General features: G+C 61.4%; 22 protein-coding genes and 2 tRNA genes. 21 read left to right on the top strand and 3 right to left on the bottom strand.

Annotated elements, in window-relative coordinates; translation table 11 throughout:
• The first annotated feature begins 243 nt into the window (after nt 1-243).
• From E0E00_RS07930 to E0E00_RS07945, 4 genes are all read left to right on the top strand, one after another.
• A tRNA-Pro gene (locus E0E00_RS07930) sits at nt 244-320 on the top strand.
• An 887-nt stretch (nt 321-1,207) separates the two neighbouring features.
• On the top strand, nt 1,208-1,585 hold the full coding sequence (locus E0E00_RS07935; RefSeq protein ID WP_130811997.1) for a GntR family transcriptional regulator: 378 nt from the start codon (nt 1,208-1,210) through the stop codon (nt 1,583-1,585).
• The gene (locus tag E0E00_RS07940) at nt 1,582-2,496 is read left to right on the top strand and encodes an ABC transporter ATP-binding protein (RefSeq protein WP_165443619.1); all 915 of its coding nucleotides are present in this window, start codon (nt 1,582-1,584) and stop codon (nt 2,494-2,496) included. The genes E0E00_RS07935 and E0E00_RS07940 overlap by 4 nt, the downstream gene beginning before the upstream one ends.
• A complete protein-coding gene (locus E0E00_RS07945; protein ID WP_165443620.1) occupies nt 2,496-3,176 on the top strand; it encodes an ABC-2 transporter permease in 681 nt (226 codons plus the stop codon). The genes E0E00_RS07940 and E0E00_RS07945 overlap by 1 nt, the downstream gene beginning before the upstream one ends.
• A gap of 527 nt (nt 3,177-3,703) precedes the next feature.
• On the opposite strand, the gene E0E00_RS07950 is transcribed toward E0E00_RS07945, so the two are convergent.
• Nucleotides 3,704-4,072, bottom strand: a complete 369-nt coding sequence (locus tag E0E00_RS07950) for a helix-turn-helix domain-containing protein (protein WP_130812000.1) — start codon at nt 4,070-4,072, stop codon at nt 3,704-3,706.
• A 160-nt stretch (nt 4,073-4,232) separates the two neighbouring features.
• Here E0E00_RS07950 and trxA point away from each other — a divergent pair, with 160 nt between their 5' ends.
• Nucleotides 4,233-4,550, top strand: coding sequence for a thioredoxin (trxA, locus tag E0E00_RS07955; protein WP_130812001.1), 318 nt, complete (start codon nt 4,233-4,235; stop codon nt 4,548-4,550).
• Here the strand turns inward: trxA and folP are convergent.
• Nucleotides 4,547-5,749: a dihydropteroate synthase gene (folP, locus tag E0E00_RS07960; RefSeq protein ID WP_165443621.1), complete on the bottom strand. Its 1,203-nt coding sequence runs from the start codon at nt 5,747-5,749 to the stop codon at nt 4,547-4,549. The two genes, trxA and folP, sit on opposite strands and share 4 nt — an antisense overlap.
• A gap of 249 nt (nt 5,750-5,998) precedes the next feature.
• On the opposite strand from folP, the gene E0E00_RS07965 reads away from it, so the two are divergent.
• The 16 genes from E0E00_RS07965 (at nt 5,999) to holA (ending at nt 21,289) form a co-directional block, all read left to right on the top strand.
• A tRNA-Asn gene (locus E0E00_RS07965) sits at nt 5,999-6,073 on the top strand.
• 178 nt (nt 6,074-6,251) lie between these two features.
• Entirely contained in the window at nt 6,252-7,136 is an 885-nt protein-coding gene (locus E0E00_RS07970; protein ID WP_371683387.1) for an ABC transporter permease, read from the top strand.
• A 68-nt stretch (nt 7,137-7,204) separates the two neighbouring features.
• Nucleotides 7,205-8,314 carry an ABC transporter ATP-binding protein gene (locus tag E0E00_RS07975; protein WP_242622190.1) on the top strand — a complete coding sequence of 370 codons (1,110 nt, stop codon included), beginning with the start codon at nt 7,205-7,207 and terminating at the stop codon, nt 8,312-8,314.
• Between the two features lie 456 nt (nt 8,315-8,770).
• On the top strand, nt 8,771-9,328 hold the full coding sequence (pyrR, locus tag E0E00_RS07980) for a bifunctional pyr operon transcriptional regulator/uracil phosphoribosyltransferase PyrR (RefSeq protein WP_130812003.1): 558 nt from the start codon (nt 8,771-8,773) through the stop codon (nt 9,326-9,328).
• Nucleotides 9,328-10,263, top strand: a complete 936-nt coding sequence (locus E0E00_RS07985; protein ID WP_130812004.1) for an aspartate carbamoyltransferase catalytic subunit — start codon at nt 9,328-9,330, stop codon at nt 10,261-10,263. Before pyrR ends, E0E00_RS07985 begins: the two co-directional genes overlap by 1 nt.
• Nucleotides 10,247-11,539 (top strand): dihydroorotase, encoded by a 1,293-nt coding sequence (locus tag E0E00_RS07990; RefSeq protein WP_130812005.1) that lies wholly within the window; start codon nt 10,247-10,249, stop codon nt 11,537-11,539. The genes E0E00_RS07985 and E0E00_RS07990 overlap by 17 nt, the downstream gene beginning before the upstream one ends.
• Nucleotides 11,540-12,358 (top strand): dihydroorotate dehydrogenase electron transfer subunit, encoded by an 819-nt coding sequence (locus E0E00_RS07995; RefSeq protein WP_242622191.1) that lies wholly within the window; start codon nt 11,540-11,542, stop codon nt 12,356-12,358.
• On the top strand, nt 12,352-13,278 hold the full coding sequence (locus E0E00_RS08000) for a dihydroorotate dehydrogenase (protein ID WP_130812006.1): 927 nt from the start codon (nt 12,352-12,354) through the stop codon (nt 13,276-13,278). The genes E0E00_RS07995 and E0E00_RS08000 overlap by 7 nt, the downstream gene beginning before the upstream one ends.
• Nucleotides 13,272-13,994 carry an orotidine-5'-phosphate decarboxylase gene (pyrF, locus tag E0E00_RS08005; RefSeq protein WP_130812007.1) on the top strand — a complete coding sequence of 241 codons (723 nt, stop codon included), beginning with the start codon at nt 13,272-13,274 and terminating at the stop codon, nt 13,992-13,994. Before E0E00_RS08000 ends, pyrF begins: the two co-directional genes overlap by 7 nt.
• Before the next feature lie 218 nt (nt 13,995-14,212).
• The gene (mihF, locus tag E0E00_RS08010) at nt 14,213-14,521 is read left to right on the top strand and encodes an integration host factor, actinobacterial type (RefSeq protein ID WP_130812008.1); all 309 of its coding nucleotides are present in this window, start codon (nt 14,213-14,215) and stop codon (nt 14,519-14,521) included.
• Nucleotides 14,521-15,114: a guanylate kinase gene (gmk, locus tag E0E00_RS08015; RefSeq protein ID WP_130812009.1), complete on the top strand. Its 594-nt coding sequence runs from the start codon at nt 14,521-14,523 to the stop codon at nt 15,112-15,114. The genes mihF and gmk overlap by 1 nt, the downstream gene beginning before the upstream one ends.
• Nucleotides 15,101-15,385, top strand: coding sequence for a DNA-directed RNA polymerase subunit omega (locus E0E00_RS08020; RefSeq protein ID WP_130812010.1), 285 nt, complete (start codon nt 15,101-15,103; stop codon nt 15,383-15,385). Before gmk ends, E0E00_RS08020 begins: the two co-directional genes overlap by 14 nt.
• Nucleotides 15,386-15,388: 3 nt before the next feature.
• Nucleotides 15,389-16,639 (top strand): tRNA uracil 4-sulfurtransferase ThiI, encoded by a 1,251-nt coding sequence (gene thiI, locus E0E00_RS08025; RefSeq protein ID WP_130812011.1) that lies wholly within the window; start codon nt 15,389-15,391, stop codon nt 16,637-16,639.
• 413 nt (nt 16,640-17,052) lie between these two features.
• On the top strand, nt 17,053-17,817 hold the full coding sequence (locus E0E00_RS08030) for a helix-hairpin-helix domain-containing protein (RefSeq protein WP_165443622.1): 765 nt from the start codon (nt 17,053-17,055) through the stop codon (nt 17,815-17,817).
• Nucleotides 17,810-20,269, top strand: coding sequence for a ComEC/Rec2 family competence protein (locus E0E00_RS08035; protein WP_130812013.1), 2,460 nt, complete (start codon nt 17,810-17,812; stop codon nt 20,267-20,269). Before E0E00_RS08030 ends, E0E00_RS08035 begins: the two co-directional genes overlap by 8 nt.
• 51 nt (nt 20,270-20,320) lie before the next feature.
• Entirely contained in the window at nt 20,321-21,289 is a 969-nt protein-coding gene (gene holA, locus E0E00_RS08040) for a DNA polymerase III subunit delta (protein ID WP_130812014.1), read from the top strand.
• A 106-nt stretch (nt 21,290-21,395) separates the two neighbouring features.
• Here holA and rpsT read toward each other — a convergent pair whose 3' ends face one another.
• Entirely contained in the window at nt 21,396-21,659 is a 264-nt protein-coding gene (gene rpsT, locus E0E00_RS08045; RefSeq protein WP_130812015.1) for a 30S ribosomal protein S20, read from the bottom strand.
• Nucleotides 21,660-21,799: the final 140 nt, after the last annotated feature.

Here is a 21,799-nt window from a genome sequence, read left to right on the forward strand (position 1 = left end):
CATGTGCTTCGCATTATACACCGCGTAACACAACGTAACAAGATAAATACTTAAAATTTGACATAAAAAATGCCCATCTAGCTGGGCAAGGGGTGGGAGGTCAGACTAGGGCAACTGCAAAACTACGGTGGGCCAGGTGGGTCCTATGTCGACAACAATTTCGAGGTTCTGGCGGTTTCCAGTTGATGTGCCGTCGGCCCCGTGTTAGAGTATCTACTCGTGTGGGAGATGGCTCGCACGAAACGGGTGGTGGCGCAGCTTGGTAGCGCACTTGACTGGGGGTCAAGGGGTCGCTGGTTCGAATCCAGTCCACCCGACCACGAGACAGCAGGTCAGACGGGGTGTTTTCCGCCTGGCCTTTTCTTTTGCACCACCTCAACCTGTGGGCAATCTCCAAATGCCGCATGCCAGTACACCAAACGCGATTCAGCGAGCGGCAGTTCGAATTAACGTGCGCCTTGCAGTTATACGAACCTCACATTCGAGTGTGAACCGTACGTCACCGATTGCCGCGATGCCACTTACTGCGGCTTGAACGGAAGGTCGGAATGGCTCTTCGTTCAGTCGATGGAAAGAAGAAGGAGTCACTTTGCACGAAATGGCCCTATCGCCGGGAAATCTGGACTCCGCTGCACAAAACGGACCTACCGCTGGGTGCTTTTTGCGCATCGGTTTCGATATTGATGGAATGTATCCATATATTTGATAGTTTTAGCTAAGATATACATAACCATGAAAATGTAGTTGCGTAATTTATATTAATCCCATTAAACGCCCCGCGATAGCGCGGTTTTGTGCAGTGGCATCACAATCTCCCAGCGATAGCACCGTTTTATGCGTCCCACGAGTCCCCTAGAGCAACTTGCGGACACCCCACAGCAACGACCTTTCCCAGTACCGCTTGCCCTCATTGTTACCGCAGCAAAATCTATGTGCCGGCGCAAAGCCCATCGAGACAGACGCCAGCCCGGGAACTGGCTGTTCAGGCATCTCATCCCCGAGCCAAATACCAGGATGGGCATCAGGTCGTACGAGCAGAGCTGCCTAAGCTTGTGAGGTGCGCTCTTCTTTTGCTCTGGTATTGCCGTGAACGGTACTTCGAACGTGACTCCGATGGGCCATTACTCCTCAAAACCTTCAACACAGTATTGACATTACCGTATATATACGATATATACGGTAATAACAGTAGAGAGGAGATGAGCCCATGGTAGACATTCTGCTTTCGAACGCATCGGGAAAGCCCATTTACGAGCAGGTCGCCGATGGAATCAGGGCTCAGATCATGTCAGGGGACTTAAAGGCGGGGGAGCAGCTACCATCCATCCGCCAGCTCGCGGCGAATCTGAGAATATCGGCAATCACGACAAAGCGAGCCTACTCGGACCTCGAAGCCCAGGGCTTTATCGCAACGGTATCCGGCAAGGGCTCCTTCGTAGCGGAGGACACCCTTGGCCTCATCCGCGAAGAGCAGCTGCGGCTCGTTGAGACAAACCTTGCGACGGCCGTAAAAGAGGCGCACACGATAGGGCTTTCCCTGGAAGAGCTCCGTGACATGCTCAATTTGGAATGGGAGGAATCATGAGCACGACGTCCGCATCCTTGGCATTCGACAGACTTGTGAAGCGCTACTCCGGCTTCACGGCCGGCCCCATTACACTGGACGTGCCCAAAGGCACTGTCTGCGGCCTTATCGGCCAGAATGGCGCCGGCAAGACGACCCTCATTCGATCTGCGCTCGGCCTCGTGAGGCCCGACTCTGGACGTATCTTCCTGTTCGGCAGAAATCCGGCAGAAGCGCCTTCGCAAGAGACGCTCGCTCTGAAGCAGAGGGTCGCCTCCGTCGCAGCCGTTTGCCCCTATCCCGGCGAGTACACGACGGAAGACATTGTGCGCGTCGAATGTGGTCTCTACCCTTGCTTCGACATCGCCTATTTCGATGCGCTTCTCGGCCGCTTTGGGCTTGCTGAGAAAGACAGGGATTTCCGGCATGCCAGCATCAAGGCCTTCTCGCGCGGACAGGGCATGCAGCTCCAGATTGCGCTTGCCCTGGCCACGGGGACAGAGCTCCTTCTCCTCGATGAGCCGACGGCCGGACTCGATCCCGTTGTGCGCGAGGAGGTGCTGTGCGCCTTGCGCGAGCACCTGGCCCAGGCCCCGGAGACCTCGGTTCTCATCTCCTCTCACATCACGTCTGACCTCGAGTCCCTTGCCGACCGCATCCTCCTTATGGACAAAGGCCTGATCTGCTTTGCCGAGGACGCTGACGTTCTCGAGGAACGTTTCGCCACGCTTGCTATGAGAACTGCCGACTTCGAGCAGGAGCGGGGTGCGCTGAGAGAGGCGGGGGTCACTCGCTGCCTTGCGGAAGGCGGGCATGTGCTTCTCCTGGTAGAGGACCGTAGGCGTCTTGAGCGCGCCTTCCCGAGTCTTTCCCTCGACACGCTTTCCCTCGACGTTCTTCTTCGCCTTGCCGTGAAAGGAGAGGATCTGTGATGATGAAAAGTCTGCTTCTCAACGAATGGTTCTCGTTTCGCCACTCCCTGAAGGCCCTCGCCACCATGCTTGTGTTTGCTGCGGTGATTTTCATCCCTAGCTTTATGGAGGGAAGCGCGACGCAGCTCATTGTTCCTGTCTGCCTCGTCTCTTCCCTCCTCGGAGGCACGATTCCGTTCTATTTTTGCATCCAGGTCTTTGCGGCTGACGAGAAGAGCCAATGGAGGGAGGCCCTGCTTGCACTTCCCACCACGCCTCAAGGTGTGGTGCTAGCCCGCTATCTTTTCTGCCTCATGCTGCTTGCCATCTGCCTTTCTCTTTCGCTCGTGGTAGATGCTGTGGTATTGGCCGCCTCTGGGAGTGGGCCTGACCTCTTCATATCGGAGCAGCTCTTCCTGATTCCCATGTCCATTCTCTTCATTTTCCTCGCAATCCTCGCCCTTCTTGTACCCCTGCTCTATGCCTTTGGCCAGAGAGGGTACGTGGCGGTTCTCGTCTTTCCTCTTGCCCTTGGTGTTGCAGCTCCCATGTTGAAGCCCAGTATCGAGCCCGTCGTGATCTATTTGGTTCAGGAGAACCTGTCGGGTCTGCTTGTTGCCATCCTCGTCGTCATAGGCCTTGTGCTCTACGTAATCTCCTACCTCATCTCAACCCGAATCATGAAGCGCCGCTCGTTCTAAGCGCCATTGCAGGCGTGGGCGCGTGGTTGCCTTTTTGGTCAGAATTGGCGGTTGGTGGCAGTTTTTCGGGGATACCCCGAGTACAAAGAGGTTTAGTAATTGATAAAATGCAGGTCAGAGATTTGCGCCTGTGTCTATGTCATATAAGGTGTTGTACAAATTCTGCCACCAACCGTCAAAGTAGGTTTTGGCCTTCGACACCGGCCTTTGTCAACTGCGGGGTTCTCGGCCGTTACGCCGTCTCGCCCACAACCATGCGGTGGAACCGACGAAAACCGCAGCCACCCATAATGATGATAGCGACAACCAGGCCGGCAGACGGTACCCATTTCCTAGATTGACGGTTGGTGGCAGCTTCCAGCAAATTCTTGATATGTTATTTTTTTTAGTCACAATTTGTCTACCTGGTGTTTATCAGAAATGCAATTAGTTAATACTCAGGGGCATCCCCTAAAACTGCCACCAACCGTCAATTCATGCCATCAGCTATGCTTGAAGCGACGGCGCAGGCAACCAGGCCGTCTCGACTACCCCTGGAGCGACGCCTCGCCCCACTCCCTGAGTTCCATGAGGATGGGAATCAACGATTGGGCGCGCGGCGTGAGGCTGTACTCCACGCGAACGGGCATTTCCGGGTACTGCCTGCGCTTGACGAGGCCGTCGGTCTCGAGCTCCTTGAGCGATGAGGCTAGCATGGTGTTGGTAATCCCATAGACAAGTCTCTTGAGTTCGCCGTAGCGTAGCTCCTCGGACTGCGAGAGGGCAACCAGCAGTAAGATCTTCCACTTGCCGCCGATGGCGTCTAACACGCGACGTAGTGCGCATCCGGATCCCGTGATGCTGGGGTCGGCGCTGCCCAGGCAAGGGGAGACTGCCTTCTGCTGGTCTGTGGTCATGGTCAGATATTCCTTACCACCTAAATATAAACTGCGTACTTGCTCAGCATTTTATACCACCTATGCTGGTACTCAAGAAACGGATGCGTCCCCAAGGGGCGCTCACGTGGCCAGCGCCGCAAAGCCAGGGCGCGGTCACCAGCGGAGAAGGAGTTTTGTCATGGAGTACCAGTTCACGTCCAGAAACTTTCAGCAGGAGGTTCTCGACAGCAAACAGCCCGTCCTCGTCGACTTCTACGCAAACTGGTGCGGTCCGTGCCGCTCGATGATGCCTACGATTGCCCAGCTTGCAGACGAGTACAACGGCCGCGTGAAGGTCGGCAAGGTCAACTCCGACGAGGAGCCGGAGCTTGCGCGGCAGTTTGGGGTCATGAGCATCCCCGCGTTCTTCATCCTGAAGGACGGCAAGATCGTTGACCAGATGGTTGGCGCCATGCCCAAGCCTGCGCTTGAACAGCGCCTCAACGCGCAGCTCTAAACGATGTGGCTGCATTCGGGGGAATCCCGAGTGCATGATGCTGGGGAAGCGAGCATTGCCAGCCCGTCCACGGCCGCATCAACCGCACGCTGGAATGGGACGCTGTCCAGCCCTGTCTCGACGGTCACGCGAAGCGCTCCGCCGCCGCCCTCGACCTGTCTCACACGGGAGAGGGGCATGCCGTCTATTGCTGCAATGACCTGCTGCCTGCTTGCGCTGGCGGCAAGGGAGAGTGGAAGCGTGACGGTGGAGCTCCAGGGCTCGGAGGCAGCCCAGAACCCATCTAGGGCCTGAGCCATGCCGGCAACGTCGTGGACGCGCAGGATGCGTGCCCCGCGAGCGACCGCCGCAAGCGAGATTCCAATGGTTGCATCGTCACGATCTGCTGCCGCGACAACGCCGCTTACGGTGCCAACGAAGCGCTTGCGCGAAACAGCGCACATGAGGGGGTATCCAAGGCTTGCCAGCTCACTGGTGGCGCGGAGAATGACGATGTTGTCCTCAGGGCTCTTGCCAAAGCCCACGCCCGGGTCAAGGCAGATGCGAGATGCCGCGACGCCATGTGCCTCGAGGTCGTGAGCGCGGTCGAGAAGATACCCCCCAAGTAGCTTCATGACGTGGGCGGAGTCGGGGAGAAGCGGACTGCCCTTCTCGGCCTCCCAAGATCTATCGCCCGCGGAGGCGCCACCCATGAGGGCGGACAGATCGTCCTTGTCGGCTGATGCCATGACCGCGGAGCTGCCGGTGGCCGCACCAGACACGGGACCCGAGTGCATGACCACGCATCCGCAGCCGGAGCTTGCGGCAACGTTGGACATCCTGGGGTCCGAGAAGCCCGTCACGTCGTTGATGATTTGGGCGCCAAGGTCAACGCATCGGCGCGCGACCTCGGGATGGCGCGTGTCAATCGAGACGAGCGCACCCTCCTTCACAAGCCAGCGTACCGTGGGCTCCAGGCGGCGGAGCTCCTCGTCTGGCTCAACGGGAGTGAATCCCGGGCGCGTGGACTCGCCCCCGACGTCGATAAGGTCCGCACCATCTGCCAACATGCGCTCGGCCGTCGCGATTGCCGCCTCGGGGGCGTTGTGCGTCCCTCCGTCGGAGAAAGAATCGGGGGTCACGTTGAGGACCCCCATCACGCGGGGGCGTGACAGGTCGAGAGTAACGTCCGAGCAGTTCCAGATCGGTGAAATCGGCATAACGGTCTCCCTGGGCACATGGTCGGACCGCCCCGAGCCAGCGTTGTTCGGCGTCGCTGCCGGTTGGGCGCGGTAGGCCCAACGATTGAAATGATACAGAACATCAGTAGTGGGGTGAAGCGGGAGTCGGCTGGGTGGGGTATTGGTGCCGTTGGGGAGTGCCGTTCGCATCTGGTCGCGAGAAAAAAGTTCAAAATGACGGTTGCATCCCTCGAGGCAACCCGTATACTTATTTCTCGCATTGAACATTCCCCGGTGGCGCAGTGGTAGCGCAGCTGACTGTTAATCAGCGTGTCGCAGGTTCGAATCCTGCCCGGGGAGCCAGAATTTGATGAGTGGGGCGGCATCAGCCGCCCCACTTTTTGCATCGCTTGGCCTTGGGCGCTGCCTGCTAAGCCCTCTGCCGTTTATGTGACAGCTGAGCCCCTGTGCTAGCATTTTTGCAAACACATGGCACCCGGGGGGCACATATGCCCCAATAATTCCTTCGACGGGAGGAACCTTGGCATCAGACATCGAGTCCGCGGAGAGGGACGCGAATCAGGCAGCAGTGACAGCTCCTGTCGCCGCGGTCCCAGTGCATGTAACCTCCGCGCGCGACGCGTGGTATCCTGCGGGTAAACGCGACCTCTTCATCCTGCGCGAACTTGTCTCGAAGGACTTCAAGCTCAAGTATCGCCGCAGCGTCCTCGGCGTCATCTGGAGCGTGCTCAACCCACTCTTGATGATGCTTGTGATGTCGCTGGTCTTCTCGTTCTTCCTTCGCTACGACAACATCGAGCACTACCCGCTATACCTCATCGTGGCCAACATCACGTGGCAGGTCTTCTCGGATTCAACCAATTCCGGCATGATGTCAATCATCGATGCGGCGCCGCTGCTCAAAAAGGTGCGCGTCAAGAAGGCCGTCTTCCCGGTCGAGAAGGTCCTGTTCTCTCTGGTCAACTTCCTCTTCTCGCTTATCGCCGTCTTTGTCGTCATGTTATGGGAGGGCGTGGCGCCTACGCCCCTGATCCTTTTGGCCCCCGTCTGCATCGCACTGCTCATGCTGTTCTGCGTGGGACTCTCGCTTCTCCTCTCGGCGCTCGCCGTCTTCTTCCGTGACCTCGTGCACCTGTGGGGCGTTCTTCTCATGGCGTGGATGTATGCGACGCCGCTCTTCTGGCCCGTCTCGATGATCGAGCAGGTCCCTTACCATGCCGTTCGCGTTCTCATGTACGCAAACCCCATGTACAACTTCGTCACCTTCATGCGTGACACGGTGATTTACGCGACCATACCTCCCACCGAGGTGATTGTGAGCTGCGTTGTGTGGGCGCTGGTCTCGCTTGCCTTGGGCTACCTGGTATTTCGCACCAAGGAGCATCGCTTCATCCTCTTCATCTAGCATCCAGGCCGGGCGGTCGCTTCAAGCGACCGCCCACAGGCTCAAACCGTAAGGTCAGGTGGCACAAAGTGCAGGACACGCTCAAACTGGACGGCGGCGGAAGCGTCTTTCTCGGCCTCTCCTCCACATCCATCCGCGTGGGTGACACGCTCCAGGTCACACCGCATTTTCGTGGGGTCGAGAGGGAGAGCTACCTCTGCAACTACGTCTGGAACCTGGACGGCAGCTGGGAAAAGGGCGACTTCGATTCCACCATTGAGCGCATGGGGCATACCATTCCCCAGTACACCTGGGAGTTTGTGCCAAAGCGACCTGGACGCTACCGCATCGCCGTGGACATCGAGGACTCCAACAGGCGCTTCCTCGGTAACGTCGAGCGTTGGATTATTGTGGCGGGCAAGAACAGCTTCATGCGTCCGTCTGTCCCGTCACCAGACGCCCCCACGGCGGTTCTCGCTGACGATGTCTCGATGATCTTCAACATCGCTTCCGAGCAGTACAACTCCCTCAAGGAGTACTTCATTGCGGCCGCCAGGCACGAGCTCACGTTCAAGGAGTTCCGCGCGCTTGACCACGTTTCTTTCGAGGTCAAGCGTGGCGAGGCGTTTGGCCTGGTAGGGACCAACGGCTCCGGCAAGTCGACCATGCTCAAGATCATCGCGGGAGTGCTCGAGCCCTCGTCCGGCAAGGTCAACGTGGCGGGCACCATCGCGCCCCTCATCGAACTTGGCGCAGGCTTTGACATGGAGCTTACCGCCAAGGAGAACATCTACCTCAACGGCGCACTCCTCGGCTACCGGAAGGACTTCATCGAGGAGCACTTCCAGGACATCGTCGACTTTGCCGAGCTCGATGGCTTCATGGACATGCCCCTCAAGAACTACTCCTCGGGCATGGTCGCGCGCATCGCCTTTGCCATCGCCACGGTGACCGAGCCCGATATCCTCATCGTGGACGAGACCCTCTCTGTGGGCGACTTCCTCTTCCAGCAGAAGTGCGAGTGCCGCATTAAGGAGCTGGTCGAGTCCGACAACGTGACCGTGCTTCTCGTGAGCCACGACATCAGTCTTGTTGAGCGCATCTGCGACCGCGTGTGCTGGATCGAGAAGGGCCACATGCGCATGCTGGGCGAGACGGACGAGGTCTGCGAGGCGTATCGCTCACTCGAACGGGAGTAGGGGCTGGGCCTTTGCGAGTCCGGGTCCCGCTGTGCGCAATTTCGGCGGTCCGGCTCCAACGCCTGTCAACAATCCGCGGTCGTGCGTACGCACGATGGTGGGAATTTGACGATTTCGACCTTCTGAAGGGGCCATTAGGCAGAATTGCTCGGTCATGCGTACGCACAATCGACGCTTTCTGACATTGCGCTGACATTTGTCCAGTTGGCTGAGAAGGGCATGGCAGCAGGCGGTCATCGTGCGTACGCACGATAATGGTTTTCTGCCCTGTGGCCTCCCGTGCCGGAACTTCGTGGTAAAGTGTCCACGACCTTTAAGCGCGCACGAGATGCCCGCAAGGCTCAGGGGAGTTCGCATCGCCATTCGTATGCGAGCAAACCAGACACATGGCCTTCCATCATGGGATGTCTCGTGCCGGCTTGCGTCGGTTCGGGCATCTTTTTTGAAGGGAGTCCCATGGGAGAGCCAAGGCTCAAGGCCGTCATCATGGATGAGCAGGCCATGGAGCGCGCAACAACGCGCATCGCTCACGAAATCATCGAGCACAACGAAGGCTCAGCAAACATCCAGGTGATTGGCATCATCCGTCGCGGGGAGACCCTTGCCAACCGTCTCGCTGACGAGATCGAGAAGATCGAGGGCATGCGTCCCCCCGTCGGCTCGCTCGACATCAGCTTCTACCGCGATGACGTCATGCGCCACATCCAGCCCGTCGTCCACGGCACCCACATCCCCTTCGAGATCGACGGCAAGGACATCGTCCTCGTCGACGACGTCCTCTATACGGGTCGTACCGTGCGCTCCGCGCTCGACGCCCTCATGGATTACGGCAGGCCCAAATCCGTCCAGCTTGCCGTGATGGTCGACCGCGGCCATCGCGAGCTGCCCATACGTGCCGATTATGTCGGAAAGAACGTCCCCTCCTCGCACGAGGAGGATGTGCGCGTCTGCGCGCGTCCGCTCGACGACCACAACGGCGTCGAGATCTGGGGCATCGAGGGAGGGGAGAGGTAATGCTCTCGGTCAAGAACCTCATTGACACCTACAGCCTCACGGCAGATGACATCACCCAGATTCTGGATACCGCCGCGTCGTTCGAGTCGGTAAACAACCGCGCCATCAAGAAGGTCCCCGCGCTGCGTGGCCGTACCGTCGTGAACCTGTTCCTCGAGCCCTCCACGCGCACGAAGAGCTCCTTCGAGCTGGCCGAGAAGCGCCTCTCGGCAGACTCGCTTTCCATGGGTGGCAACACGTCATCCGTCGTTAAGGGCGAGAGCCTCGCCGATACCATCCAGACCATCTCGGCCATGAACGTTGACATGTTCGTCTGCCGCGCAAAGCTCGCCGGCACGCCGCAGCGCATCACCGAGAACACCGACGCGGTGGTCATCAACGCCGGAGACGGCAAGCACCAGCACCCCACCCAGGCCATGCTTGACCTCTACACCATCCGCAAGAACTTCGGCCACCTGGACGGCCTCAAGGTCGCCGTCGTGGGCGACCTCGCGCATAGCCGCGTGTGCGGCTCGCTGGCACCAGCGCTCAAGACCATGGGTGCCGAGGTCACGCTCGTGGGCCCCCCTACCTTCCAGGTGGATGACCCGGACTGGTTTGGCTGCCCCCAGACGGCAAGCCTCGACGACGTGATCGAGGACATGGACGTGGTCTACATGCTCCGCGTGCAGCTCGAGCGCATGGAGGGCGCGGCCATCCCGTCTCGCCGTGAGTACAACCGCCTTTACGGCCTCGACGTGACCCGCGTGAACCGCATGAAGCCTTCCGCCATCATCTGCCACCCGGGCCCCATGAACCGTGGCATGGAGATTAACGCCGACGTGGCCGACTGCGCCCACTCGCGCATCCTGGACCAGGTCAACGCGGGCGTCCTCACGCGTATGGCCGAGATGTACCTGCTTTTGGGAGGAGAGAACAATGGCCTTTCTGCTTAGGGGTGCGCACGCGGTCGATCCTCAGATCGACCTCGATGACGCCTGTGACGTGCTCGTCGATGACGGCAAGGTCGCTGCCGTGGGGGAGGGCCTCGAGCCTCCCGAGGGCTGTGAGGTTATCGACGCCCGCGGCAAGTACCTCGTACCTGGCCTTGTGGACATGCACGTGCACTTCCGCGATCCCGGCTTTGAGTACAAGGAGACCATCGAGACCGGTGCCCGCGCGGCAACGCATGGTGGCTTCACCGACGTCGCGACCATGCCCAACACCGATCCCGTGACCGACACCGGCGCCGAGATTCGCTACCAGCTCGACCACGCCCGCCAGGCGGGCCTCTGCCACGTGCGTCCCATCGGTGCGCTTACTGTCGGCGAGAAGGGCGAGCAGCTCGCCGAGATTGGCGACATGGTCATGGAGGGCGCCTGCGCCTTCTCCGATGACGGCCACGGCGTCCAGAGCGCCGGCATGATGCGTACCTGCATGGAGTACGTCTCCCAGTTCGACCGCGTGGTCTCGGCACACTGCGAGATCGAGACGCTCACCACGCACGGCGTTATCAACGAGGGCAAGGCCTCCACGCGCCTGGGTATGTTTGGCTGGCCCGCGCTTGGCGAGGAGCTCGAGATCTACCGCGACATCGAGCTGTGCCGACTCACCGGCTGCCCCCTGCACATCGCCCACATCTCCACGGCTAAGGGCTTGGGCCTCGTGCGCAAGGCAAAGGCCGAGGGCCTGCCGGTGACCTGCGAGGTCACCCCGCACCACCTCTTCTTGAACGAGGGCGACATCACCCCCGCCTACAACACCAACCTCAAGATGAATCCGCCCCTGCGTACCCCCAAGGACATGGCGGCGCTCGTCGAGGGCGTCCTCGATGGCTCCATCGACTGCGTGGTCACCGACCACGCACCGCATGCGCCGCACGAGAAGGACTGCGAGTGGGAGATTGCCTTCTTTGGCACCGTTGGCCTCGAGACCTCGCTGCCGCTCATGCTCACCAAGCTCGTGAACACGGGCCGCATGAGCTGGAAGCGCCTGGTCGAGGTCATGGCCGTGAACCCCAGGCAGATTCTGCGCCTTGCGCCCGTGTGCATCGAGCGCGGATCGGCCGCAGACCTCACCCTTGTCGACCCCACTGCCGAGTTCGAGGTCACGCCCGATTATCTGGTGGGCAAGTCCAAGAACTCCGCCTTCATGGGCTGGCACCTCACCGGCCAGGTCTCTGATGTCTTCGTGGACGGCCGTCGCACGCTGGCCAACGGCGTGGTGGCCTAGGTGAAGGCGGCAAGGGACAGCGCACGTGCGCGGCTCTTCGACTTCGAGGTTGTCTCGAACGAGAGGGTTGCCGAGGACGCGTGGTGCATGGTCTTTACCAGCGGGGTCGCGGGGCTTCTCGCCCCCGGCCAGTTCGTCGAGGTTTCCGTTCCCGGCGATGCCTCGCAGGTCCTGAGGGTGCCGCTGTCATTTTCCAAGGCAGATGCGGCTGCGGATGCCGTGCGCATCGAGTATGCCGTCGTGGGCGACGGCACGCGCCGGCTCTCCCTCATGCGTCGCGGTGACGCATCCACGCTGGTGGGCCCCTGTGGGAATGGCTGGTGGCTGCCTGGTGGAGAGGGCCGCTCGCTTCTCGTGGCAGGAGGTATTGGCCTTCCGCCCGTGCTCGCCGCAGCCGAGATGCTCACGCGTGCGGGGCTGCCGTTCGACGCCGTGGTGGGTGCCCAGCGTGGCTCCAAGCTGGTAGGCGTTGACGTTGACCTCCTGCGCGGGGCAGCATCCGGGGACCCGGAAGGCCGTGTGGTCGTGTGTACCGATGACGGCAGCCTGGGGCGTGCCGGCTTCACCACAGACGCCATGGCGGACCTTCTCGCCGAGCGCATCTACGAGACCGTGTTTGCCTGTGGTCCTACGGTCATGATGGCGGGGGTTTCCCGCCTCGCCGAGGAGGCTAGTGTGGCCTGTCAGGTCTCGCTCGAACGCATGATGGGCTGCGGCTTTGGTGCCTGCAGCTGCTGCAACGTGGCGATGCGCGATGGCAGCAGCCGCTCGTGCTGCATGGACGGTCCCGTCTTCGACGCTAGGGAGGTGGCCTGGTGAGCAAGGTGAACATGGCTGTCGACCTTGGCGGCATTCGCATGAAGAACCCCGTCAACACCGCGTCGGGCACCTACGGCCACGCCTGGCAGTTCGAGGGATTCTACGACGTGGCGCGCCTTGGGGCCGTGACCTGCAAGGGCGTGGCAGCCGAGCCCTGGCCCGGCAATCCTGCGCCCCGCGTGTGCGAGGTCTCCTCTGGCATACTCAACTCCGTGGGCCTCGAGAATCCCGGTGCGCGCGCCTTTGCCGAGCAGTACAGCGCCTACCTTGCCGAGCTTGTGTCTCGCGGTTGCGCGGTTATCGTGCAGGCCGTGGGTCACTCCGTTGACGAGTGCCGCCGCTCGGTGGAGCTTCTCGACGAGATGGCCCCATGGGCCGCGGGCATTGAGGTCAACGTCTCGTGCCCCAATCTTTCACGCGGCGGGCGCCTCCTCGGCGGTACGCCAGCCGACGCGGCCGAGGTTGTGTCGGCCGTGCGTCCGTTGACGAGAAGGCCGCTGCTCGTCAAGCTGGCCCCCGTGCGTGTGGCCGAGATAGCTCGCGCCTGCGAGGCTTCCGGCGCAGACGCGCTCTCGCTGGTGAACACTGTGAACGCCATGTCCATTGACGTCCACACCCGTCGCTCGAGGCTCTCGCGACCCACGGGTGGCCTTTCCGGTCCCGCGATACACCCCATCGCCGTGCGGATGGTGTGGGATGCGGCGCAGGCCGTGAGCATCCCCATCAACGGCATCGGCGGCGTTGCCACGGCCGAGGACGCGGCTGAGATGATTCTTGCGGGAGCCACCACGGTATCGGTGGGAACTGCTAGCCTGTACGACCCTGCCGCTGCCTCCCGTGTTGTCGACGAGCTTGAGGCCTGGGCTGTCGAGCAGGGTGTGCCTGATATCAACGAGCTGATAGGAGCCTTCGAATGCTAAGCGAGAACGAAGCGCGCGACGCCGTTATCGTCGCACTGGACTGCGACCACGACCGTGCCATCGAGCTTGCGGACGCCCTCTCTGGCATTGCCTCGTGGGTCAAGGTCGGGATGATGCTCTTCTTCCGAGAGGGACCCTCCATCGTGCATGCGATGCAGGAGCGCGGTCTCTCAGTCTTTCTCGATCTCAAGGTGTTCGACATCCCGTTCCAGGTGAGAGGTGCTGTTGAGTCTGCGTCGCTCTCCGGTGCGGACATCCTGTCCATCCACGCCCTGGGCTCTTCTGCCATGGTCGCTGCTGCCCGTGAGGGGGTAGAGGCTGCGGCCAAGGGACGAGGCGGAAAGCGCACCCAGCTCGTCTCCATCTCGGTCCTTACGAGCATGGACCAGTCCCTGCTCGAGGAGATCGGCATTGAGCGCCCGCTTGAGGAGGAGGTCGCCCGTCTCGCAAGCCTTGCCGTAGGTGCGGGCTCCGATGGCATTGTGTGCTCCCCGCAGGAGGCTGCCGAGATGCGCACGCTTCTCGGTCCGGAGGCCCTGATCGTGACGCCCGGTGTGCGCCCTGCCGGTGCTGTCGCAGGCGACCAGCGCCGCATCGCCACACCTGCTGCCGCCATTGCCGCCGGTGCCTCGAAGCTCGTGGTGGGCAGGCCCATCACGCAGGCAGGGGACCCCGCTGCCGCGATGGAGGCCATCGTAGGCGAACTCTGCCACTAGCAGGGGCGTTTCTGTGCATCCCAGATGTGCAATTTGTGCCTTTGGATGTGCGCTCATTTCGATCTGATTGTGTATACGCTGCATTCCTGCTGCTAGTAGTGATAAAAGACTTGTAAACTGGTCGAGGAATTGGCAAACTAGCTAATTGTGTCGCTGGGGCGGTCCTGTGGTTCCCTCCCAGCCCCTCATAGCAGTTTGTCTCGATGTTTGGAGGAACAATGGCTCTACCCCAGCTTACCGATGAGCAGCGCAAGGAAGCACTCGAGAAGGCCGCCAAGGCTCGTCATGAGCGTGCCGAGCTTCGCGAGAAGATCAAGAGTGGCAAGGTCACCCTCGAGGAGGTCCTCGATTCCGATGACCCCATCGCCAACCGCATGAAGGTCTCTGCGCTCATCGAGTCCCTCCCTGGCTATGGCAAGGCCAAGGCCGCCAAGATCATGGACGAGCTTGGCATCTCCGCCACCCGTCGCGTCAAGGGGCTTGGTGCCCGTCAGCGCGAACAGCTCATCGAGGCGCTTTCCAAGTAGTGGAGCGCTCCGCTAGGCTCTTCGTCGTATCTGGACCGTCAGGCGTGGGCAAGGGGACCCTGGTCGCAAAGGTTCGTGGCGACCGCCCCTCGCTTGGCCTGACGGTTTCGGCTACAACGCGACCTCCTAGGCCCGGGGAGGTTGATGGCGTCTCGTACTATTTTCTCGATGACGCCGAGTTCTCTCGCCGGGTGGGCCAGGGCGAGTTCCTTGAGTGGGCCAACGTGCACGGGCACCGCTATGGCACACTGCTCTCCGAGGTGAGGAGGAACCTCTCCGAGGGGAGGTCGCTCATCTTGGAGATTGATGTCCAGGGCGGCCTTAACGTGCGCCGCATTCATCCTGATGCGGTTCTCGTGTTTGTCGAGCCGCCATCTATGGATGAGCTCGAGCGTCGCTTGCGTGGCCGCGGTACCGAGGATGAGGCGTCCATCGAGTGCCGACTCGAGAATGCGCGGCGCGAGATGGCTATGGCTGAGTCCTACGACGAGAGGATTGTGAACGATGACCTCGAGCGTGCCGCTGGTGAGCTCGAGCGAACCATCGACCTGTACGAGTCAAATGGAGGATCTACCAAAGATGTCAGTGATTAAGCCCGAGATCGATACCCTGCTCGAGAGTACCGAGCACAACCCGTTCCTGCTCTGCTCGGTTGCTTCCAAGCGCGCATGCGACATCAACAACATGCTGCGTGGCCAGCACCTTCGCGTTACGGCCATCCAGGACTTCGACGATATCACCACCATCGCGTCTGGCAAGGACTCGGTCTCCATCGCGATGGGCGAGATCGCTGACGGCACCCTTAGCTTTGTCCAGGATGACTTCGACGAGGCCATTCGCGGCGAGAATGCGGGCATTCAGTAGGCCATGACCGAGAGACTCTGCCTGGTCCACTACCACGAGATTGGCCTCAAGGGAAAGAATCGCTCGACCTTCGAGAACCAGCTCGTGACCAACCTGCATCGCGCCCTCAAGGCGTTTCCCGTCTCGAACGTTCAGCGCATCTCTGGCTACATTGTGGTCGAGACCGAGGACCGCATGGCTACGCCAGAGATGGCCCATGCTATCGCCAAGGTGCCTGGCGTCGCACGCGTCTCGCTTGCCTATAAGTGCGGGCTTGACGAGGGGGAGTACAGCGCTGCCGCCATTCGCGCACTGCGCGAGGCGGGGGAGTTCTCCACCTTCAAGGTGCATGCGCGGCGCAGCTCGACCACCTATGCAGTGCATAGCATCGACATGAACCACATTGTGGGGTCTGCGCTTTGCGAGGCATTCCCTGGCAAGCTCGTCCAGATGCATGACCCCGACGTTACCGTGGTGGTGCATGTGGTACAGGGCTCGAGTTTTGTCTATGCGGCTTCGATGCCGGGTGTGGGCGGGCTTCCCGTGGGCACGGCAGGCAAGGTCGTGACGCTGCTCTCGAGTGGCTTTGACTCGCCTGTGGCCACGTGGATGGTCGGAAGGCGTGGCGCAACCTGCATTCCCGTGCACTTCTCGGGCAGGCCCATGACATCCGATACCAGCGAGTACCTGTGCCATGACATTGTCGAGGCACTGGCGCCCTCGGGCGTGGTGGGCCGCATGTACGTGGTGCCGTTTGGCGAGTGCCAGCGCCAGATTTCGCTTGTAGTGCCGCAGAGCCTGCGCATCATCATGTATAGACGCGTCATGTACCAGGTGTCCGAGAGGGTCGCACGGCTCGAGGGCGCAAAGGCCATCGTTACGGGCGAGTCTTTGGGACAGGTGGCCTCGCAGACGCTCGACAACATCGCTGCCGTGAACCAGGCCGTTACGATTCCCGTACTGCGGCCTCTTATCGGCTCGGATAAGCAGGAGATCATCCGGCGTGCCCAAGAGCTGGGGACCTATGACATTTCCTCGCAGACGGCTCCCGACTGCTGCACGCTGTTCATGCCGCGCCGTCCCGAGACGCACGCGCGCATGCGCGAGGTGCTCGACGCGTGGGAGCTCTTCGACCATGAGGCCATGGTGAACTCGCTGGTGGATTCCATCGAGTACGAGGACTTCTCTCAGTGCCCGAGCTACCATGCGCCCAAGGGGCCGCTGCGCACGCACCACTCGTCGCTTGCTCCCTGCGACGGTGAGGGGATGCGGTAGCGCGGCGGCTCTCCTCGAGCGGTGCCCGTCGCAAGGCACGTTTACGTAGATATCGCGTACGCAACGCCCCTATGGTGCCAACCTGCGCCATAGGGGCGTTCTCTGCAGGTAACGCCTGCGGAATTGACGCCTGCGGCGTCATTTTGCAAGAAGCCCCTCGGCGACATCAGGGGACACTCCAGAGCGCCTCATTGCCGCTCGGGAGAAATCCTGCCATTCGCGCCTGCGAAAACGCTGCGAGCGGTTGTGCGCGATAACAGGAAAAGCATCTCTCACATACCTGTTTTCCTGCAATAACAATGCTTTCTGACAGTAACGCGCCAGCATGCTGCCAGCATCCTGCCGGGCTTTCTGAGAAGGATGGCCGGACAACTCGATTGCGCCCCCATCATTGGCGTATGGAGGTGGTAGCGATGGCACAGGAATCAAGAGTGCATGAAGACATGGGCGCACGGGCTCGGTGCAGGGCGCGCGCTCTGGCGAGAAGGGCGGGGCTCTCGCCGGCGCTGATGGCCGGGATTGCGGGAACCGTGCTCGTTGTGGCTCTTGTGGCAATTGCCGGAATCAGCTTTCTCTTGCGCCAGCCAGCGGAGTCCTTTGCCATTGAGCGAGGCGAGGCCGCTGTGGCCGAGGTTGGGCCGGTGGGGGAACCCGTCCAGGACGAGGACGGCAACGCTGCTAACGCTGCGCCCACAGATGAGACGCCCACCATAGTGGTGCACGTCGATGGCATGGTGGCAAACCCCGGGGTTTACAGCCTCCAGGGTGACGCTTTGCGCATGAACGACGCAGTTGAAGCGGCAGGTGGGCTAGCGGAAGGGTCTGATACATCGCGGCTGAACCTTGCCGAGCCTCTCACTGATGGCGAGAAGGTACATGTGCCCGCCGTAGGAGAGACCGTAGCAACGGAGGGAGGCAATGGCTCGGCATCGTCCTCTGGCGTTGTGGCGTCGTCTGATGGCAGTGTCTCAAGCGCTTCGGCCGACGCCCTTGTGAACATCAACACCGCGACGGCAGCGGAGCTCACGACGCTTCCTGGCATCGGTGAGGCAACCGCCACAGAGATTATCCGTGACCGAGAGGCCAATGGAGCCTTCACCAGCACGGAAGACCTTATGCGGGTCTCGGGCATAGGCGAGAAGAAATTCGCCAAGATCAAGGACAAGATTCGTGTCTGAGGTTGCGAAGCGGGCCGTCATCGAGAGACGCGACGCTCGAATGCCCGCGCGTCCGACGATTCCCATGACGCTTTGGGGCTTGGTGGCCACCATCGCTGCAGAGCGCATGGTCCTATGCTACGGAATGGCGCCGAAAGAGAACTCCACGGCCTTTCTCGTGGGTGCTCTGGTTGCACTTGGAGCGGTCGGCGTCCCTCTCGCGCTCTTCCGCGGGGCGATGCGTGGCGGCAAGCAGGTGCCACAGGTACCGGTTGCCTTCGCCTTTGTTGCCACTACGGCGCTTGCCGGCGCTCTTCTCGGGTGGCTTGCACTCGAGCGGGTCCTTGATGCCGCGCAGTCGCTCTCGACGACTCCTGTCTCTGCATGGGAGCTGCAAGTGGAGGGGGACATGCCCGAGGGCGGGCACGGGTGGTGGGGACGCGCCCGCGCGAGGGGAAGCGAAGGGACGGAGGTGGGGATGGTCTGGCTCAGCTCCTCCGTCGAGCTCGAGTGTGGCTCGCGTGTGCGCTGCGTGGGGAGGTTTGAGCCCAACGGTGATGATGAATGGGGCATCTCTTCGCGCATGCAGGGCATCGCGGGTACGGTGTCGGTTATCCGCGTGACGTCTGTGCGCGGGGCGGAAGGTCCTCTGGGCACCGTGCTGTGCATGAGGCGGGCTGTGCTTGCATCCTTCTCGCCCTACTCGTGCGATGCCGCGGCCGTGCTTGCCGGCAGCGTCTGCGGCAATCGCGCTCCTATACGCTCACGGGGGTTAGACGGTGCCTTCTCCACCTGCGGGGTCTCCCACCTCGTTGCGGTCTCCGGGGGTCACCTTGCCATCCTCACGGGTGCCCTTGCCGCCATGCTTGGCAGGTCGCGGTTGAAGCCCGGGATGCGCGGGACGCTGACGCTCGGTGTGGGTGCGCTTTTCATCGCGTTCTGTGGGGCACCTGTGTCCGCCGTGCGTGCAGGCATCATGAACTGCATATCGTTTGGCGGAACTCTTGTGGGGAGAAGGTCCCACGCGCTTTCTTCGACGTGCGCAGCCGCCCTCGTCATGGCCCTGCTCGACCCCTTTGCCTCCGGTCAGCTGGGATTTCTCCTCTCGATTGCCTCGGTGGTGGGAATCTGCCTCTTTGGCAGCCATTCCAGTCACGTGCTCGATGTGCTCACGAGAAGCTCGCGGCACCACAGGGGGCGGACTCCGGGGATTACGCGCGCACTTGGCCGCCTGAGGTCAGACTCTTGCGACGTCCTTGGCGTCTCCCTGGTCGCGCAGCTCTTCACGCTACCCCTGACCTGCCCGGTATTTGGGGAGGTTTCGCTCATTGCACCACTGGCGAACCTCATGCTGGCACCGCTCTTTGCCGGTCTGGTCTCGCTGGGCTTGGGTGCGGCCCTCCTCACGCCGCTGCCGGCTTTGCAAGCGCCGGCTCTTGGCGCTGCGAAGGAGGTGTCTGCCGTGTTCTGCACGCTGCTCTCCGCCCTGGCGAGGCTTCCGCTTGCCTGCATTCCTGTAGAGGTGGGAGGCATCGTCTTGCCGGCGGTGCTTTGTGCTCTGTGGGTCGCGCTCTATGTGGTGTGGCCCGTTCCCAGGCGCCGGCATCTTGCGGGGGCTGTGGCGGTGCTCGTCACAGTTGCGTCGGTGGCTCTGCTCGGCCTTCGCTTCCTGCAACCCACCAGGGTCACGGTTCTGGACGTGGGCCAGGGTGACGCCATTCTCGTGGCGGATGGCGGTGCGGCCGTGCTTATTGATGCGGGACCGGACGAGGTGGTAGCCCAAGAGCTTGCAAGGCAGGGCATCATCCACCTGGATGCCATCGTACTGACCCACCTCCACGACGACCACGTGGGGGGCATCGATGACCTGGCGGGTCGCGTTGGCTGTGAACGCGTGCTTGTCGCCCAGGGTGTAGCAGACAATATGCCGGCCTCGCTTGGTGAGAGCGTCATCAAGCTCACGGGCCACGATGCGGAGGAGCTTTCCTATGGGGATTCCATCCTCGTGGGGTCGTTCCTGCTTCGCGTGGTCTCGCCGGTCGGGGAGGTCACAGGGAACGACAATGCGGACTCCGTGATGCTCTCGCTTTCTTGCGAGCAGGGAGGTCGCACGCTTTCGGCTCTGCTCACTGGTGACGCCGAGAAGGACGAGACGGGTGCCTGCCTTGCCCGTGGCGATGTGGGCGACATCGACTTTCTCAAGGTGGGACACCATGGCTCCGAGATTTCTGTGACGGTCGATGAGGCGGCCCGCCTCGACCCCGAGGTCTCTGTGGCAAGTGCTGGGGAAGGGAACAGGTACGGTCACCCACGCGCGGAGTGCGTGGATGCTCTCGAGGGCGCGGGTTCGCTATTTCTCTGTACAAAGGATGTTGGGTGCGTCACCGTCCGGCCAGGAGTCGAGGGGCCAATTGTCTCCACGGAGCGCCCGCTGGGAGGAGAGGCAGGAGAAGCGCTTGTGTCTGGCCTATAACGATGCTCGGGTTGTGGCAAAGTAGGGAGGTCTACTTGATGAGGGGGACGCATGGCAAAGACGGCAAAGCTGCTGCCGGCATATCTGGTGGTGGGCGCAGACGAACTCAAGCGCAAAAGCGCGGTCACGCGCCTTAAGGGCTATCTGGACGAAGGCCTTGCGGCGTTCAATCTTGATGAAATTACGCCTTCGGCAGATATGGACCCTATTGGCGTGATTTCGTCTCTCAACACGATGCCTGTGGGCAACTCGCCGCGCATCGTAATCATCGAGCCTGCCGACAAGCTCCCCAAGTCCGTCTCAGAAGCCATCGTGAGCTACCTCAAAGACCCCAACCCCGTCTGCACGTTGCTTCTCTCGGCAGCCACCCTCGCAAAGTCAACCCGCCTCTACAAGGCGGTGGCGAAGGTTGGCGCCAAGGCAATCATCGACTGCACGCCAGCTACGAAAAGGGACCTTCCCGCATACGTGCAGAAGCTCGCTCGCTCTCACTACCTCTCGATAGACCAGAAGGCGGCGCGGGCGCTTGTGGACCGCGTGGGCGAGTCGACCACCATGCTCGACACCCAGCTGCGCACGCTCTCCGCACTCAAGGGCGGACAAGGTCAGGTGACGCTCTCGGACGTCGAGAGAAACGTTGCCCGCATCGCCGAGGTGAAGCCGTGGGAGTTTCTGGACCGCCTGAGCGAGCGAGATGCCCGCAGGTCGTTGGAGCTCTTCGCGCTGCTCAGGGGCTCCTCTCAGGTGGGGCTGCTTACACTTGCAACCATTCGCATCCGCGAGTTGATTTGTGCGCGTGCACTCGACGCCCGTGGTGAGGGCGCAGACGTTGCGAGGGCGTTGGGCAAGCAGGACTGGCAGGTGAGGAACTACGTCCGCTGGGCCCGTCGCTTTGGGCCGGGTGAGCTCGAGCATGATCTGGCCGCATGTGCCGCGTGCGAACGTGCCCTCAAGGGGTCGGCAGACTCCGAATCAGCGTTTCTCTCGCTTATTGCGACCATCTGTGGAGTGTGCGCCTAGCAGTCGCCTGACCGGGCGCGAGGAGGGGGCGGACCTTTTCTCGCCAAAAAAGGAGCCCGGCATGCACCGGGCTCCCGAAGGTTCGTGCCATCTCAGAGGGGCGGCTCTACTTCATGGAGTTGACAAGCTTCTGGACGCCGGACTTGCGGTCGGCGGCCTGGTTCTTGTGGATGATGCCCTTCGCAGCGGCCCTGTCGAGCTTGCGGCATGCAGCGTTGGCTGCAGCCTGGGCGGCCTCGACGTCGCCGGCCTCGACGGCGGCGTGGACCTTCTTGACGTAGGTCTTCAGCTCGGAGCGGACTGCCCTGTTGCGCATGCGGGCCTTCTCGGCAGTGATGATGCGCTTCTTCTGAGACTTGATGTTTGCCACGGTGCGGATCCTTTCAAATGCTTGTTCCTAGGGGCCTCTTAAGAGCTAGTAGGTGGGAAGTGGGGGTTCCGCACCAGACACGGCGAGGTCAACTAGAGCAGTATAGCAGAGCCATCAGCATTGGTTCCCTCTATTCGGGG

Origin of the sequence: Olsenella sp. Marseille-P4559, assembly GCF_900605015.1 — a bacterium.
Classification (GTDB): domain Bacteria; phylum Actinomycetota; class Coriobacteriia; order Coriobacteriales; family Atopobiaceae; genus Tractidigestivibacter.